Here is a 17278-nt window from a genome sequence, read left to right as displayed (position 1 = left end):
ATAGCGAATAGCGAATAGCGAATAGCGAATAGCGAATAGCGAATAGCGAATAGTAAAGAGGGACTGTGAGTTTTGTCATAGGATAGCGAGGGTGATTGGGGTGAACTTGAAAGCAACAACGAAGGAGTTTGCCATGAAACCGATCAGATTCATCCAAACAGCAGCATTTGTGTTGATCCTGGTGGGGTGCGGGCAGCAGCAAAAGACATCGGAAGCCCCGTTAAAAGAGGTTCCGCCACTGACGGCTCAGGAGGAACGCGACCTGCTTGAACAGGCCACCGGAATATTCGGCGCACTACCGGATGTGATGCCGGGGGCAGAAGGGGATACGCCGGAACAGATCGCACTCGGAAAGAAGCTCTATTTCGACACCAGATTGTCGGTCAATAACACGCAATCGTGCAACACGTGCCATAACGTGAATGAAGGAGCTGCCGGAGTCGACAACGAGGTCACATCGGCCGGTGCCGATAAGGTTCGCGGTGCTCGTAACTCGCCGACAGTTTTCAATGCCGGATATCATTTCGTGCAATTCTGGGACGGCAGAGCAGACGACCTCAAGGCACAAGCGAAGGGACCGATCACCAACCCGGTGGAAATGGGAATGCCAAGTGCAAAGGCCGTTGAAGAGAAGATCCGTTCGATCGATGAGTATACGCCTCTCTTCGCTGCTGCATTTCCCAGAGCTCGTAAGGCTGTGTCGTACGACAACCTGGCTCATGCCATTCCTGCGTTTGAACGGACGTTGCGAGCCCCTTCAAGATTCGACGACTATGTACTTGGTGCATCAGCCAAGTTGACGAATGAGGAAAAGCGGGGATTGAAGACCTTTATCGAAAGCGGTTGCATCACATGCCATAATGGTCCGCTCTTCGGTGGAAGTATGTATCAGAAACTCGGCCTTGTGAATCCCTACGACACGAGGGATGCCGGACGTTTCGGTGTTACTAAGGACCCATCCGACAGCTTGATGTTCAAGGTTCCATCATTGCGACTGATCTCCAAGACCCACCCATACTTCCACGATGGTTCGGTGCCAACACTCTCAAGGGCGATCGAGCTCATGGGGTGGCATCAACTTGGAAAGAAGCTCACGGCGGATGACATCGCGTCGATCGAGGCGTTTCTAAAGGCCCTTTGAGCGAACCTCGAACTCCTGCTGATACTCAGGAACAAAGGTCATCGCATCGTTGAAGGGGGCTCCTGCCTCCAACAGTTTCCATGCTGCAAAGGCCACAAAGCGCGCGGAGAGTCGGGTGAGACCACTCACCGGGTTTGGTGTGAGTTGAGAGGCTGCCGGACCAACCACCAGGGTGGCGTCACTGAGATGTTCCTTGACCTCGTGCAGCGGCAGGAGTTCCACTGCAGCAATATGGGTAGGATCCTCAACCGGACTCGTTGCAACGTAGTACAGATCTCGATGTGAAGCCACCACAGCGGTGATCGTGGCAAACCTGCCGATGCGCGCTACTTCAGTACCGGCATGCATAAGTGCCGTGAGCGTAGGAACAGCAAGGAGGTTTGGTTTCCCGCTGAAACAAAGCCCCTTTGCAAATGATACGCCGATGCGAAGACCGGTGAATGAGCCGGGTCCGGCAGAGACGGCTACGACATCGATGGAGTCAAGCGCTAGTCCTGCATTCGACACCACATCATGAACACACTTGCTCAACATCTCATCATGGACGTTGGCCTGCAGGATCTCTATGGAGGAGACAAGAGACCCATCAACGGAGACCGCAACGCTACACACGGACCCTGATGTTTCGATCGAAAGAAGTCTTGTCATAGAAGTTCTTCCGTGGGTTCTTCACGAGGAGCGGCTTGAGATGAGAATTGTTCGAGAATGTTGATCGCCTCTTCGCGCCTACCCAGTAAGACCTCGATGAGCAAGCGTTTTCCATTCTGTACGAATCGAGCGTTCGGGATGCTAGTGAGCAGTGGAAGGATCTGTTTGAAGACCTGACCATACCACCGTGTATCGGAGTCGGCAGGGAGCTCAACAAGAAGTCGACCATCCTTCACATTCACACGTAGGAAGCCACTCGGAAGAGCTGCGATCCGCAACCGCACTGCGAACAGAAGTTCCTCCGCTTCCTGAGGAAGTGCTCCGAATCGGTCACGGAGTTCATTGAAGACGAGATCCACCTCGCGCTGCTCATGCGCGTTGTACAAACGCTTGTAGACATCGTACCTGTCGGTATCACCCGGTATGTAGGCCTTTGGCAGGAGGGCATCAGCATCAAGTTCTACGGCGATGTCTTCATTCGTGAAGTCATCGGTTAGTGCCTTGGTGCCGGCAAAGAGCTGTGAGAATTCTTCGTGACGGAGTTCGGTGACCGCTTCGTCCAGAATCTTCTGGTACAACTCAAAGCCCATATCCATGATGAAACCACTCTGCTCGCCCCCTAACAGATTACCGGCACCACGGATCTCGAGATCGCGCATGGCAAGCTGGAATCCGGATCCGAGGTCTGTGTATTCTTCCAGGGCTTGAAGTCGACGAAGTGCGGTACGAGAGAGAGTATGCGGCGGGGGAATGAGGAGGAAGCAGTAGGCTTGGGTATTTGAACGTCCAACTCGACCCCTCAACTGATACAGCTCGGCAAGACCGAAGTTATCTGCGTGTTCGATGATCATGGTGTTGGCGTTGGGGATATCAAGTCCCGACTCAATGATCTTTGTTGCGATGAGCACATCGAACTTGCGTTCAAGGAATCCTTCCATCACGTCTTCGAGATGGTCGGACTCCATCTGACCGTGAGCCATGGCGATGCGCAAGGTTGGGACAAGCATCTTGAACTTCATCATCAGCTTATCCATGTCATGGATACGATCAGTAACGATGAATGCCTGACCGCCACGTTCGAGCTCACGTAGCAATGCTTCTCGCAGAACGTCATCGGCCCATTGTAATATCTCGGTTCGGATCGGGAGCCTATTGCGAGGGGGCGTTTCGATCACGGACAGGTCACGTGCACCCATGAGCGAGAAGTTGAGCGTCCGCGGAATAGGTGTTGCTGTGAGAGTGAGTGTATCAACCGATGAGCGGAGCTGACGGAGTTTCTCTTTTGCAGCAACGCCGAAACGATGTTCTTCGTCGATGATGAGGAGGCCAAGGTTTTTGAAGTCTACGTCCTTGCTCAATAAGCGGTGTGTACCGATAACGATATCCGCCTTCAGCGACTTGATTCGTTCAAGGATCTCCTTTTGCTCTTGTTTGGAACGGAAGCGAGAAAGCACGTCGATCGTCACGGGATATCTGTGAAGTCGGTCGCGGAAGGTCACACCATGCTGTTCGGCAAGGATCGTTGTTGGCACCAACACGGCAACTTGACGACCCGCTTGTGCAGCCTTGAACGCTGCACGCACGGCCACCTCTGTCTTGCCAAATCCCACATCGCCGCAGACAAGCCGGTCCATCGGCGTTGCTTGCTCCATGTCGTACTTCACTTCCGACGTAGCGCGTGCCTGATCGGGAGTGTCTTCGTATTGGAACGACGCTTCAAACTCCTTCTGCCAGACGGTATCCGGAGCAAAGGCGAAACCGGGTTGTGACTTTCGTTGAGCATAGAGTTTGATCAGATCACGGGCAATGTCCTTGATCCGCTTCTTTGCCTTGGCCTTCTTACGTTCCCACTCTGCAGACCCGAGCTTGCTGAGCTTAGGGACAGCCCCTTCTTCACTCGCATACTTTGAGAGTTTATGAACGTAGTTCAGATGAACGTAGAGATTGTCTCCGCCATCGAAGACAAGCTTCACACATTCAACGGCAGATCCGTTGATCGTGATCGTGTCGAGTCCGTCGAACTTTCCGATGCCTTTGTCGGCATGGACAACGTAGTCACCCCGGTGCAGCTGCTGCAGATCTCTGAGCGAGAATCCGCCTTCTTGCTTCTTTGTTCTTCGCTGCGCACGTTGTCTGCCGAAGACCTGGTGTTCGGTAAGACAGGCAATGCCGAGCTCTTCCCAGAGGAATCCTTCGCTCATTGCAACGCTTACCCAACGCATCCCATCGATGGTGCGGTGATAGATAGCCCCGTCATCAGCGTTGTCTTGTTCTACTTGATCAGCCAAGGCATCGCAGAGTTCACGGATGCGCTTTACGTTCTGATGTCCGTCTGCACCGAGCGTGACGGTTACCTTGCGCGACTGTAACTGTGATGCCGAGCGCAGCAGCATTTCGATCGTTGCGCCATAGGATGGCTGTGCCTGTGTTCGCGCCGAGATCGCAGCCTCACCAAGAGGATTGATGCGAAGGGTAGGCCATTTCCAGGTTGAGGGGTCTACCGAGATCTCCATTCGATGGATCTCTGAGTCGATCGCCTCCGGTCCATCGAGTACGAGGATGCAACGTTGTGGTACGTGATCCATGATGCCGCTCGTAAGCGTTTCATCATCTTCGTGGTAGACTCGTCCGAGGAAGGCGGCGTTTTGATGTTCACGTATCGATCGTTGGGAAAGGGGCTCAAACTCGCGTATGGAGTCAACGGAGTTGCCCCAGAACTCGATGCGCAATGGATTATCCCACCCTCCGGGAAAGATGTCCACGATGCCACCGCGCACTGCGATCTCACCCGGCTTGGCTACAAAGTCTGTGCGTTCAAAACCGGCAAGGACAAGCCCCGTGACAAAATCTTCGAACTCAAATTCAGCACCGCGAGCGATCTCGATCCTAGCAGAGGAGAGATCTGTGAGAGCCGGCAGACGAAGGGCAAGAGCGGAAGCCGAAGCAACAACAACGAAACGCTCTCGCTCCCGGAGTCGAGTTAGGGCATCAACCTGTTCATGGTGGACCATGCCACCGGCCGCTAGCGCGCTGTGTCGGATGGCACCGTGGATTCCCGCTACAAGGTCCGGACCTATCAGGGCTGAAAGATCGTGAACGATGTCGTCCACGTCCTTGTCATCCGACGTAAGGACAACAAAGGGCAATGATCCGAGGGACCATAGGGCTGCGACCATGGAGGCGCGTGCCGACCCGGTCAGCGTCTTTACCGAGACTGATACGGAACGAGACAAGGACTCGGCGGCCTGGAGGACAGGTTCTGAGTTCTTGAGGACATCGAGGAGGGCAGAATAGTCTGAACGAATCGCGTGCATCCTTCGAAGTTACCCACTTCGTAGTTTTGCATTGATCTCTCACCTGAACATCATGTATCGCATTAAATACCTGCTCGGCTCTCTGATCGCCGTTTTCAGTCTGGTCTACTTCCTTTTTGGGATCGTAGGCTGGTACCGAGGCGATTCGGCATACATCGACGTTTTGACGTGCTTCATCTTTGGCTCCCTGCACATCGGTGGGGGAGGATGGTTGCTTTTGAGCAGTTTGCGTGAGTACAGGTCAGAACGCCAACGTGTTGATGCCATCATGCGTCAGCTCATCAGAACCAATGCCGGCAGAGTTGTTGTCACGGATCTAGCGCGCTACGCCGAGATCCCCGAAGAAGATGCCCGTGAATACCTCGAGAGGCGGTCGCAGGAAGATGTTGTCTTCCTCATTGAAGGCCGCAACGGGAAAGACACCTTCTTCTTTGGACAGCAATACTGGAATAATTGACGCGGTTTTATTTCTTGCGCATGGAGTCGAGATACTCCTGCATCATGCGCTGACGTTCCATACGACGTTCATAGCGCTCACACATACCGCCGTTGAGCACCATTACGATCAGGACGGAACCGAAGACGATGCCAAGGACAACTGGTATCCATGTGTTTCTGGATCGTTTGTCTGTCATCGACGCGGATCCGGAGTACGGAAGGCAATCGCGCACCACTCGGTCTCTGCTAAACTATCGGTGATTGTGCATCCCAACTCGAGGAACGGAGCGGCAACCTCGTCCTTATCATACTTCAAGATGCCGGAGATCAGGATCACACCGCCGGGGACCACGGCATTGACGAATGACGGTGCGAACGGGATCACGAGGTGACGGTAGAGGTTGGCGGCCAAACCATTACAGGATGGTAGCGTTACGTCCTGCAACTCCGCCAGTTCCAGTCGAACGATCTCCTTCACATCATTGCGCTCAACGTTCTCCTGACTGTTGACAACAGACCATTCGTTGTTGTCGAAGGCATACACATGCGTGGCACCAAGCTTTGCCGCGAGGATCGCCAAGACACCGGTACCCGTTCCCACATCCACCCAAGTATCGCCCGGCTTTGCGTATTGCTCCATGAGTGTACACATCATGCGTGTTGTGGCATGATGTCCCGTCCCGAACGACATCTTCGGTGTGATGATCAGCTTGAGCGGCAGATCATATTCATCGGCACGCCACTCGGGAACGATCACAATACGGTCATTTACCACCACTGGATCGATACTCGCTTCCCATTCAGCGTTCCAATTCTGATCGTCTTCGCTTCCGAGCTTTTTGAGAGAAGCAGAGAGCCCCATTTCCACCATTTCACTGATGATGGTTTCGGTGTAGGCCTCTTGCCAATCATTCTGTTCAAAGCAGACCGTGCACTCATCCACCCCTTGTTCAATACCAACAAGCGGATATCCGGATAGTACGCCGAGGGCTATATCCATCTGCTCTTCCGGGAGAGCGAGTGTAAGCATAACGTATCGCTTGGCCATGTCCATCCGTTGTAGTTTTGTGGAGCGAAACTACGCCATCGGGTTTACACCACCACAGAAGAATCGGAGTATACGTGACAAACACAGAACGAGCGCTGCGTGTAAAGCTCCTGGTGATGGATGTGGATGGAACATTAACCGATGGGGCAATGTATTACTCCGAGCGTGGCGAAGAGCTTAAGCGTTTCAATACCCGAGACGGAATGGGCATAACGTTGCTTCACAGGGCCAGTATCCAAACGGCGATCATCACCAGTGAACACTCGCCCGTGGTTGTGAGGAGAGCTGAGAAGTTGCGGATCCAGGAAGTGATGCTTGGGTCAAAGGATAAGACCACAACATTGCTCGACATGGCCCGTCGTCTGTCTCTGTCGCCAGAAGACATTGCGTATATTGGTGACGATGTGAACGACCTCCATGTCATGCGACTTTGCGGCTTTTCGGCCTGTCCGGTCGATGCTGTTGAAGCGATCCGAGAGACTGCACACATGGTCTGTCAGAAGCCGGGTGGTAATGGGGCAGTTCGCGAATTAGCAGAATTCATTCTCGTTGCTCAGAACAAGCCAATAACGCTGCCTGAGCGATGGTAACTCCAACGGAGGACGTCATGGAAGACAATAATGGCTCGTACACCAAGGGCTTTCTTATCGGTGCCGTAGTTGGTGGTGCTGTTGGTGCAGTGGTTGCATTGCTATTCGCGCCTAAGAGTGGTCGTGAACTTCGTCGTGACATCGCAGACAAAACAGAAGAAGTTGTAGACAAAGCACAACAGATGTTCAACAAGGCAACGGGCAGTGTAGAAGACGGTCTCGAAGACGTTGTCAACGAAGGTCGCCTTGCTGCTGAACGCATTGTTTCTTCGGCACGTCACCAGGCGGATAATCTCATGTCCAACGCCGAGCAAGTTCTTCGCGAAGCAAAGAACCGTGCGGTAAAGGTCAGTGACGCCGCCAAGGCCGGCACAGAAGCGTTCCGCTCAGAGATCCAATGATCGATGGATACAACACTCCTCATATTTGCTTGTAGCGCTCTTGGAGCGGCAGCTGTATTGTGCGTCGTCGTAGCCATTGTTGCGTTTCGGGCAGGGAAGAACCTGGACCGTGTAACTGTTGTTGTTGAAGCGATGCAAAAGGACGTCCATGACCTCAAAGTCAGTGCGATGCCGATCATCGAAAAGGCCGGTGTCTTCTTGGATCAGGGTCATCAAACGTTCCAGGTCCTTGAGTCGGATCTTGCCAAACTCTCCAAGGGCGCACAAAACCTCTCCGGTATAGCCGAGGATCTACGGATCTTGGAGCAGAGTGTGGTTGCTCGTATTCGTCCGGGACTCGAAGATGCCGCATCGTTGATCAGCGGAATCACTCGAGGGATCACAACCTTCGCAAAGAAACTGACGGATCGTTGATCTAGCGTTTCTTCTTGCGCAACGTGCTTTCGACATCAACGCCATACTTGGCCACCAAGGTCCGCACGTCTTGGTACTCCGCGTCATTCGTGCGCGTGAATCCTTCTACGCTGGCAATGGTCATCAATGATGCCTTGCCCTGTGGCGTTTCCTGGAACTGCAAAAGGGCAGCGATCAACCTGTCCGCTACATCCTGCGGGAGCCCCTTTCGAATCACGACAGGATCGTTCGGGATCTCTTCTGTAAGGGCGATCACCTTTACCACGTCAAACACATCCGGGTGTTCGGTGGCAACCTTTGCTCGTGCATCGAGACGTTCTCCGGTTGCACTGTCCGGTCGGGAATAGAACACAGCCCCGGCGTCTACATCGCCCTGATAGACCTTGGTGACCACCTGGTTATGTCCATTGGCGAACACTTCTTGTTTCGGAACGATCCCTCGCAGGCGGAGCATCTCCTTTGGGTAGATATAGCCCGACGTTGAGGAAGGATCCACGTAGGCAATGGTCTTACCCTGCAACTGATAGAGCGAATCGATCCCACTATTGGCTCGGACGATGAACTCACCACGGTAGGTTAGCTCTCCATACCGGCGGGCCACACGCAGCACCGCCCTGGCACCATACTTCGAATGTGCCAACAGGTAGGAGAACGTGTTCATGATCGCCATATCCGCCCGATCGGTCCCAAATGCCTCAACCACCGTGATGTAGTAGTTCGGCACTGCCACTTTCACGTGGAGTCCGGTCTTTTCGTAGAGGTATTGAGCCAAAACATCGCCGTCCTTGATGATGGCCTGGGCGTCCGTAGACGGCGTCAGCATGAGTCGGATCGGGTTCTTTTCGGACCCCGGATCCATGTTCTCAACAAGGAAGGGGCGAAGGGTTAACCAGCCCAAAACCGCAACTATTACCAGAAGATAGACTCGGGCGATACGCATGTGGATGACGCTTCTTCGCTTATACCGACGTGGTTCCGTAAATTCGCTGTCTACCAAGATACGACGCGAACTTTCCATCATTGAGGAACTCATGAACATTCACGAATATCAAGCGAAAGAACTCCTTCGACAGTACGGTGTGCCTGTTCTGCGCGGCAAGGCTGTGTTCTCAGCCGTCGACGCCGGAGCAGTAGCCTTTACCGACTTCGTTGCGCAAGGTGTCTCAGCGATCGTTGTAAAAGCACAGATCCATGCCGGCGGACGTGGAAAGGGGATCGTTCATGACCCTTCTTCCAATGCAGTGATCGAGGTAGATGGTAAGCCCCTTCGTGGTGTTACGGTCGTAACATCCGGGAACCTGGCTGACCGTGCATATCAGATCGCTGACGGACTCATCGGCAACAAACTCGTGACGATCCAAACCGGCGAAGAAGGCAAGATCGTCCGCCGCGTTCTGATCGAAGAAGGCTGCCGTATCGAGCACGAGTATTATTGCTCCATCCTTCTCGACCGTTCCGTAGGTAAGGACCTGATCATGGTCTCTACCGAAGGTGGCGTTGAGATCGAGACAGTAGCCGAAGAAACACCGGAAAAGCTGATCAAGATCCACGTAGATCCAACAGCAGGATTCATGCCGTTCCAAGCACGCGAACTAGCTTTCGGACTTGGACTTAGCGGTGCTTCCTTCAAGAGTTTTGTCAGCTTCATCACGAAGCTTTACAAGGCCTATCAGGAGATGGACTGCGCCATGATGGAGATCAATCCGCTGGTTACAACACCAGAGGGCGACTTCATTGCCTTGGATGCCAAGGTCGGCTTCGACGACAACGCCGAATACCGTCACCCAGAATGGGCCGCATTGCGCGACATTGAAGAAGAAGACCCACTTGAGGTTGAAGCCGGCAAGCACAGCCTGAACTACATCAAACTCGACGGAAACGTAGGCTGCATGGTCAACGGAGCCGGTTTGGCCATGGGAACCATGGACATCATCCAGCTTGCGGGCGGACGTCCGGCCAACTTCCTGGACGTGGGTGGTGGGGCCAACGTAGAGCGCATTTCCAACGCCTTCCGCATCATGATGAGCGACCCACATGTTGAGGCCGTTCTAATCAACATCTTTGGCGGTATCGTACGCTGCGATCGTGTAGCAAATGGTATCCTCGAAGCACTGAAGATCGTGGATGTAAAGGTGCCTGTGATCGTTCGCTTGGACGGCACAAACGCTGAAGAAGCACGTGAGATTCTGCGTAAGTCAGGCCTGAACTTCCTTGTTGCAGCTACCTTACAAGAAGCTGCAGAGAAAGTAACTGAAGCCCTTACAGGTAGCGCAGTTAACGCTTAAGCAATATCGAAAAAGGGGTCGAAAGACCCTTTTCTAGTTGAAGTATAATCTGCATTATGTAAACTAAACGGAACATCGATCTTCCCTGTTCCTTTGAAGGCTTTGAGCATGAAGAACCAACGTCTATTTGATACAGCCACGATGGTCACCATTGCGCTTGTGGCGTTAACACGTCTCATCCCGCACTGGCCGAATTTCACACCAGTGATGGCCATTGCGCTTATGGGTGGAGCGATGTTTTCTGACAGGATGCGTGCACTCATTGTACCGATCGCTGCAATGGTTCTGAGCGACCTTGCACTTGGTCTGGTCATGGGTTCGGAGTATGTACTCCATGGAGCCCAACCGTGGGTGTATGGTTGCGTGATCGGCATCAGCCTGTTCGGCCATGCCATCCGCTCGTGGCGTCCAACCGCCCTCATTCTTGGCGGCGGCACCATTTCGGCCGTAGCCTTCTTCCTCATCACCAACTTCGCCGTTTGGCTTGGTGGTGGTATGTATCCGATGTCGGTGGACGGACTCATTGCTTGCTACGCAGCCGGACTTGCCTTCTACCGTGATGGTGGGAACTTCCTGATGAACGGTGTGGTTTCGACGGTCTTGGGGGCCTTCCTCATACATTCAAGTATCAAGGTCGTTTCCGTCGCCACGCAAAACCGACCCGTTGGTTCTTGAGCCTGTATGATCGCTGGCCATCTTTGGTCGTCTTTTGTATCGACTCAGTTCATCATTTTTTTCGGAGGTTCGATGCGTAGGTTTCTTACAGCGTTTTCAGCAGCAGTGTTTGTTTCTGTAGCCGTGTTTGCCCAGGACACGCCTCCTCCTCCGAGACCGACCCCAGCTCCTACCCCAGCACCGGCACCAGCGCCAGCTGAATCAAGTGCAAAGGCATCAACAAGCAATTCCTCATGGGGCTTTAAACTTATGCTTGGTGTTGGCATGCCCAGCTACGAAGGTGTTGAAGACGAGACTTCTACGGCAGGTGCATGGTCAGCCGGTTTGTTTTGGAATTGGTCAACCGGTGGAGCTGTAGCCTTCGCTATCCAACCGGAATTCCATTACGTCTATGAATCCGGTGTCACCACTACAGCCGTTGGTACAACCGAGCTTACAACCTCCACACAGAGCCTTCGACTTCCTGTGCTCTTCAAGTTAGAACTCCTGGATCGTGCCGTCATCCAACCATCGATCTATGCTGGTCCATCCTTCTCCTACTTGCTCGGTGCAAAGAATGAAGGTAATGGTCAGTCTCTTGACATTGAAGATCCAAACAAATTCCAAGTCGGTCTAGCGATCGGTATCGACGTCACCTTCCTCGAGATCTTCGTGATCGACCTTCGTTACAACACGAAGTTCACCGCGATCAAGGAAGAGAGCTTCAACGGGTCCACAGTTTCCCTCTCGATGAATTCATTCCGCGCCGGCGTCGGTCTTCGATTCTAAGACCTTCAGTCGAACATACAACGAATCATATCCCAAGGGGCGAGTTGAACTCGCCCCTTTTTGTTTGTACACGGTTCATCCCCCCAACCCCCTCTCGCACGCTACGCTCGAGAGGGGGTGCCGGTTCGTGTACGTCATTTCGTAACTTTTTCATTACGTCACTTCATCCTAGGTCCCTCGTCGCTTCGCTCCTCGGGATGACGCCGCTTTTGCCCCTCAATCTCCTATAGAAACAATACCCAGTGTAAAGTGTCATCCCGAGTTGTGTAGGGGCACGGCATGCCGTGCTCTACGCGGAATCTCCATCTAGAATGATGCTAACGCATTCTCCGAAACACATTGCTAGGTCTGGTGAAATTCAAATACTGCTTGACTACTCCGGTTGTATCTACAACAACATACATGCAAGTCTTGCTTGTATGGCTCCCAATAACACCAAGATCATCGATGATGTACTCGACCGACCCATCAGCTAGTCTTCGCACCGATTCGCATTCTAGACGTCTTCCGCTATTGTAACTCAGAGGGTCCTTGATTCTGAAATTAGCGGTGAGCCGATGTAGTGTGTCGGGTAGAGAAGCCAGCAATAGTGTTCGACCCGTGTTCAAATGGCGATAGTGCCAACCTTCAACCATTCTCTCTTTATTGCGCGAAGGCATGTAGGAGGCCATGGAGGAATCGTACCAATTGAATCTGCCGACAACCTCAATTCCTGAATGGCCTCTGTACTTAAGATTCTGGTGAGTGTATTCAACAAGTTCTCCATTGGGTAACGACACTACAGTCGAATCTTCATTTAGCAACCCAGTCGTAAACACCACGGCAGGCGTACTGTTGTTGGGACGAACGAATTGAATCGTGTCTGTTCTCCATTCCCGCCGAAAACGCGTATTAGAACGTGAAGATGAATACCAGCGGATTGCATATTTATCAAGTCCTATTGGAAACACGTAGTACGGATAGAATGTAAGAAAGCTTTCTTCTTCGTATGGAACAGGTACTCGAATCAGGGTGTCACATGTCGTGATTGAGTTACAATTCGATCGAACTACGTGGATGAATGTCCCTTCGCCGTTGTAATCATCGGCTTCAAGTACTGTCAATCCAATTTCCTCATTGATTTCATAGGCTAGATAATAGTATCCACGTACGGAGACTATCGAGGCAGTACGATGCTCAAAAGCAGGCCTCCCTGAAGAATCTGACACCAGTTTCCATTCGCACACGTAATCAGAATCGACACCACATCTGATTTCGGCATGGGACGCACATGCACATGAAATCAACAATATCAATATTGCAAACAACGAAACAACATGATCGCATGTTGCGGTAAACGGACTTTTTGATCTATGAAACATCATTTGTGCTTGGTCCCTGACCATATTCTTTAGCAGCTCTCCTTTCTCGGACGTATTTGAGTCAAGTTAATCAATGGATACATCTCACTGTTGTACCAAGGCTTGCATAATGTGCATCTGTCAACGCATTGAGGAACTTACCCTCTTCTCTCGAACACAACTTCAAGGCGAGCATCATTTTTCTATAACGTTCACTTCTTTCATAACCTCATGTCCTGTTCTTGGCTTGTCCCCTTCTTGGCTCATCCCCCTTCCCCTTCTCATTCTGAGAAGGGTGCCGGTTCGTACTTGATGAATATGAGTTTGATTTACAAAGTGCTCTAAAAGAGTGACTTCTTATCGTAGTCGCCGCGAGGGATTCGCAAGCGATTCGTATGTAGTGTCACGGAGGACGACGCCAATCGAATTGAGCACGATATGATGATATCTAAACGAAGAAGGAATGGAGCCTCCATAGGTTCCAAGCTCGTCTATAACATACTCTACCGTTCCATCTAGATTCCGTCGAACCATACCGACCTGGTGCCTTATAGGCCAAGTGCCCGTGGAGTTGTAATAGCGAATCTGACTATCAAGTCTTACCCTATGGGTATATCTCATAACGCTATCAGCTGGCTTGGGCAGAATTCGATGTACGCCGGTTCGTGGATGTTCGTAATGGAACTCATCTTCGGCTGGCCCATTGGTTCGCGCTGCGTTCAACCAAACGACGGAGGTATCCGCCCAATTGATCCAATCGCACACGAGACCGCTGGAGCTGGCCACACAACAACCGAATGGATCGCACCTCTCCGTCGTAGAACTACAACGTAGGGAGTTGCCAACAGAATAGGACAGCAAGCGGCTGCGTCCGTCAATGTGCGGTGAATACTCAAGTGTATCGGCTCGTTGCTCGCCTCCAACATGCCATATCACAAGTACTTTGAACATCGAAACAGGCCTAACGCACGCCGGGACGTACTCCGCATTTACTGACATCGACGCCTCCGTTACCTGTAGACCCCAGACCACAATGGTTGTGTCGAATATCCTACCGGTTTGATGGTTACCAATGGTCACCCGTACTCTCGGTCTTACACTTTGCGAGTCATCTAGTTCTAACACGACCAGATCATGATCATCAATCCAGTATACGTCTTCGAATCCATCGCCAAGTCTTATCGAATCGCGACCACACCTCGTAAACAGTATGGACCTGCCACCGCCAGCAGCCTCCCGCCATTTACACTGACTCGATGAATTGACACTTTCGGAACGGATATTCGGCATGCACGATGCAAGAATTAGACCGCTCACGACAATGCAAACCGCACGCAATGCGAAATGGTGGTTGCCGATATGAGGATTGAGACCCAATACAACTCCCGTTATGACTATCGATTTGGCACCAGCGGATTCGACTTCGCCAAGCCCGCACCCGCAGAAACGATGTTGAATTCTGATACTAGATCTGCACAGGCAGTGAGTATCTGATCCTTATGTCCTTCGATTTCATCATGAACGACCTTTGCCAATTCCTGGTCAGTCAGTTTATGGTAATATCTCAGGTCCGCCAAGTCATCGTCTGCAATCTGTCCGAAAGCAGAGTAAAGAACATCAACTGCCCTTTTGACATTGTTGTTATCACTATCGAGTACTCCGGCCTCCGATAGTCTATGAATGACTTCAATAAATGCACGGACGACTACTGAGTCTCTACATCCAGACTTCACCAGTGCTTCCAACTCCTTTGCTTCTTCCACTATGTGCTGATAGTGTTCAGACGGACTCATTCGTAACTCCAAGGAATATTCGATCTATGCTGGCGTTGAACTTCCCCCCACCTTTCTCGTCAACTAGATTAATGCTCGTTACACGTTGACATACATGCTGCTTGATCTAATGTACAATTCATTCGGGCCTATTACACTAGATATGTCCTGTGTGGTCATTGCAACGAGGATTCTGTCGGTCAAGACGGGTAGGATTCTTGGTCACTATGTCACTACGTCACTGCGTCATTACGAGCGAAGCGAGTGACGTCATTTCTTCAGATCCGCCTTCATCTGCTCCCACGCCGGCTTGCCCTGCGGTGAGAATCCGTCCTTGCCTTCGTTGTTCTTGCGGGGGTCGGTGAACATCTTCCACCAGAAGATGCCGCCGTACCAGTCTTGTGTGTAGCAGGCTTGGGCGAGTGAGGCGTAGGCTTGACGTTGGTGGTCGTAGTTGACCTTGCGCGGACGGTGCTCGGGCCATTCCCATGGTTTGTCATAGGCACGCTCAACACTCCGGAAGCCGGCTTCGGTGAGGATCACCTTGCGATTGTGCTTCTGTGAGAGCTTTTGTAGTCCGTCAACAACCGGACGCCATCCGTTGCCAAGATCGTCGTCAGTTGGGTGATCATCTCTGCTAAGCGTTGGATAGATGTTCACTCCAACTACATCGAGATGGTTCCAAAAGGTGATCGACTCTGCTTCATCAAGTCCATGCGAAGCATAGGTGAGGCTGCCCGGGTAGATAGTGCGCAATGTGTCAATGAGCGTCTTCCATTGCTCTGCATAGACGGACATATGCGGCAGTTCCAGTCCAATACAGAGAAGCTCGGCTCCCCCATCACGCGCATACTCTGCGCACTGGATCATCCACGTTGTGTAGGAACGGAACCACGATGCTCTTTGAACGGAATCATCGAATCTGATGTCTCCGGTCCAGCGCTTCTTTGTCCAGAAATCCATCGACCACAAATAAGGCTTGATCATCACCTTCAAACCGTGTTCACGCGCGGTTCGAATGCCTTTAGGATAGTCACGTATCGACCACTCGTTCCAACCGATCTTAGTGTCAAACGTGCTATCAATAAATCCGCATGGTGTTATAGCAATCCACTCTATCCCTGCTCCACGTAATGAGTCATACAACCGTGCGGCATCGTCCGATGTGTAGTCTGGATAATCATCGGCTACGGTAGCCCCCTGCAATGGATATGGCAAGGACGGACGCATGACCTTTGCCACAGGTGCATCACTCCCCCGCACATCACGTGTACAAGAGATGATGAAGGGGGCGAGGAGGAGGCAACACCACACCAGCCATCTCGACTTCGCTCGATGTGACGATATCACCATGCTCGATGTGAGGTTAAAGTGTACCAACACCAGTAACGGTGGTGTATTTGATCACGTGTTTTTTCTCGGGGTGCTGACGTTGAAACTCATAGTTCAAGGCAACGGCGGCTTCGTGGAAACCACAGAGAATGAGCTTGAGCTTGTTGGGATACTCGGAGATATCACCAACGGCATAGATGCCTTCAACACTTGTTTGGAAGGTCAATGGATCTACGGTGACGGCGTTTTTGTCAAGTGCAAGTCCCCACTGCGCGATCGGTCCAAGCTTTGGAGAAAGTCCAAAGAGTGGAACGAAATGATCCACTTCGATATCTCGCGTAGCACCGTCATTGTTGGTTATGGTCACGTGGTGCAAAGCACCTTCCCCATGGAGTCCGGTTACCTGTGCATCGGTGATGAGGGTGATCTTCCCTGCATCTGCCAAGGCATGCGCCTTTGCAACGGAATCGGGTGCTGCACGGAACTGAGCACTGCGATGGATCATCGTCACTTCCTTTGCGATATCGGCCAGGACGATCGTCCAATCCAATGCCGAATCTCCCCCGCCGCCAATGATCACGCGTTTGCCGCGATAAAACTCCGGGTCCTTGATGATGTACTCCACGCCGTTGTCTTCGTACGACGCAAGGCCTTCGATGGACGGCTTACGCGGTTCAAAACAACCTAGTCCGCCGGCAAGGAAGACGGTCTTTCCGGTGATCACGGTGCCGCGCGATGTTGTCAGGCGGAACGTTCCATCCTCGAGTTTCTCCAACTGCTCTGCCCGTTCACCAAGTGTAAATTCAGGATGGAACGGGGCTCCTTGCTTCACGAGGTTCTCTACGAGCTCACCGGCGAGGACGGACGGGAAACCCGGGATGTCGTAGATGGGCTTCTTTGGATAGATCTCCGTGCATTGTCCGCCGGGTGTTGGGAGGTAGTCAACGAGGTGACATTTCCATTTCAACAACCCTGCTTCAAAGACTGTGAAAAGGCCACATGGGCCGGCGCCGATGACGATGACGTCTGTTGAGAAGTGGTTCATGTTAGAGTGCTAGATTGGTAGAGTGCTAGATTGGTAGAGTGCTAGAGTGGTAAAGTGCTAGAGTGGT

17 protein-coding genes are annotated in these 17278 nt (G+C 52.1%); 9 read left to right on the top strand and 8 right to left on the bottom strand.

Annotation, left to right across the window (positions count from 1 at the left end; all coding sequences use genetic code 11):
- The first annotated feature begins 133 nt into the window (after positions 1-133).
- A complete protein-coding gene (locus IPI29_07255) occupies positions 134-1141 on the top strand; it encodes a c-type cytochrome (protein MBK7412334.1) in 1008 nt (335 codons plus the stop codon).
- Here the strand turns inward: IPI29_07255 and tsaB are convergent.
- Both tsaB and mfd read right to left on the bottom strand, forming a co-directional pair.
- Positions 1127-1789, bottom strand: a complete 663-nt coding sequence (gene tsaB, locus IPI29_07250) for a tRNA (adenosine(37)-N6)-threonylcarbamoyltransferase complex dimerization subunit type 1 TsaB (GenBank protein ID MBK7412333.1) — start codon at positions 1787-1789, stop codon at positions 1127-1129. The two genes, IPI29_07255 and tsaB, sit on opposite strands and share 15 nt — an antisense overlap.
- Positions 1786-5103, bottom strand: coding sequence for a transcription-repair coupling factor (gene mfd / locus IPI29_07245; protein MBK7412332.1), 3318 nt, complete (start codon positions 5101-5103; stop codon positions 1786-1788). Before mfd ends, tsaB begins: the two co-directional genes overlap by 4 nt.
- Before the next feature lie 52 nt (positions 5104-5155).
- Here mfd and IPI29_07240 point away from each other — a divergent pair, with 52 nt between their 5' ends.
- Entirely contained in the window at positions 5156-5560 is a 405-nt protein-coding gene (locus IPI29_07240; GenBank protein ID MBK7412331.1) for a hypothetical protein, read from the top strand.
- A gap of 7 nt (positions 5561-5567) precedes the next feature.
- On the opposite strand, the gene IPI29_07235 is transcribed toward IPI29_07240, so the two are convergent.
- Both IPI29_07235 and prmA read right to left on the bottom strand, forming a co-directional pair.
- Positions 5568-5738, bottom strand: a complete 171-nt coding sequence (locus IPI29_07235) for a hypothetical protein (GenBank protein MBK7412330.1) — start codon at positions 5736-5738, stop codon at positions 5568-5570.
- The gene (gene prmA, locus IPI29_07230; GenBank protein MBK7412329.1) at positions 5735-6589 is read right to left on the bottom strand and encodes a 50S ribosomal protein L11 methyltransferase; all 855 of its coding nucleotides are present in this window, start codon (positions 6587-6589) and stop codon (positions 5735-5737) included. Before prmA ends, IPI29_07235 begins: the two co-directional genes overlap by 4 nt.
- A gap of 116 nt (positions 6590-6705) precedes the next feature.
- On the opposite strand from prmA, the gene IPI29_07225 reads away from it, so the two are divergent.
- The 3 genes from IPI29_07225 to IPI29_07215 are packed head-to-tail and all read left to right on the top strand — an operon-like array spanning position 6706 to position 7994.
- Positions 6706-7179, top strand: a complete 474-nt coding sequence (locus IPI29_07225) for an HAD-IIIA family hydrolase (GenBank protein MBK7412328.1) — start codon at positions 6706-6708, stop codon at positions 7177-7179.
- A 17-nt stretch (positions 7180-7196) separates the two neighbouring features.
- Complete coding sequence (locus IPI29_07220) at positions 7197-7580, top strand: YtxH domain-containing protein (protein MBK7412327.1); 384 nt, start codon at positions 7197-7199, stop codon at positions 7578-7580.
- Between the two features lie 3 nt (positions 7581-7583).
- Positions 7584-7994, top strand: a complete 411-nt coding sequence (locus IPI29_07215; protein MBK7412326.1) for a hypothetical protein — start codon at positions 7584-7586, stop codon at positions 7992-7994.
- A 1-nt stretch (position 7995) separates the two neighbouring features.
- On the opposite strand, the gene IPI29_07210 is transcribed toward IPI29_07215, so the two are convergent.
- Positions 7996-8934, bottom strand: coding sequence for a phosphate/phosphite/phosphonate ABC transporter substrate-binding protein (locus tag IPI29_07210; protein MBK7412325.1), 939 nt, complete (start codon positions 8932-8934; stop codon positions 7996-7998).
- Positions 8935-9025: 91 nt separating this feature from the next.
- Here IPI29_07210 and sucC point away from each other — a divergent pair, with 91 nt between their 5' ends.
- From sucC to IPI29_07190, 4 genes are all read left to right on the top strand, one after another.
- Entirely contained in the window at positions 9026-10279 is a 1254-nt protein-coding gene (gene sucC, locus IPI29_07205; GenBank protein MBK7412324.1) for an ADP-forming succinate--CoA ligase subunit beta, read from the top strand.
- A 108-nt stretch (positions 10280-10387) separates the two neighbouring features.
- Positions 10388-10954 carry a hypothetical protein gene (locus IPI29_07200; GenBank protein MBK7412323.1) on the top strand — a complete coding sequence of 189 codons (567 nt, stop codon included), beginning with the start codon at positions 10388-10390 and terminating at the stop codon, positions 10952-10954.
- A 72-nt stretch (positions 10955-11026) separates the two neighbouring features.
- Positions 11027-11722 (top strand): PorT family protein, encoded by a 696-nt coding sequence (locus IPI29_07195; protein ID MBK7412322.1) that lies wholly within the window; start codon positions 11027-11029, stop codon positions 11720-11722.
- Between the two features lie 1946 nt (positions 11723-13668).
- Complete coding sequence (locus IPI29_07190) at positions 13669-13896, top strand: hypothetical protein (GenBank protein MBK7412321.1); 228 nt, start codon at positions 13669-13671, stop codon at positions 13894-13896.
- Between the two features lie 560 nt (positions 13897-14456).
- On the opposite strand, the gene IPI29_07185 is transcribed toward IPI29_07190, so the two are convergent.
- The 3 genes from IPI29_07185 to IPI29_07175 all read right to left on the bottom strand — a co-directional run bounded on the left by IPI29_07185 (position 14457) and on the right by IPI29_07175 (position 17211).
- The gene (locus IPI29_07185) at positions 14457-14855 is read right to left on the bottom strand and encodes a hypothetical protein (protein ID MBK7412320.1); all 399 of its coding nucleotides are present in this window, start codon (positions 14853-14855) and stop codon (positions 14457-14459) included.
- Between the two features lie 249 nt (positions 14856-15104).
- The gene (locus tag IPI29_07180; GenBank protein MBK7412319.1) at positions 15105-16187 is read right to left on the bottom strand and encodes a hypothetical protein; all 1083 of its coding nucleotides are present in this window, start codon (positions 16185-16187) and stop codon (positions 15105-15107) included.
- A 13-nt stretch (positions 16188-16200) separates the two neighbouring features.
- Positions 16201-17211 (bottom strand): NAD(P)/FAD-dependent oxidoreductase, encoded by a 1011-nt coding sequence (locus IPI29_07175; GenBank protein ID MBK7412318.1) that lies wholly within the window; start codon positions 17209-17211, stop codon positions 16201-16203.
- Between the last annotated feature and the right edge of the window lie 67 nt (positions 17212-17278).

This window comes from Ignavibacteria bacterium, assembly GCA_016707005.1.
Classification (GTDB): Bacteria; Bacteroidota; Ignavibacteria; order Kapaibacteriales; family Kapaibacteriaceae; genus UBA10438.
This window is presented reverse-complemented; position numbering and strand designations above follow the sequence as displayed.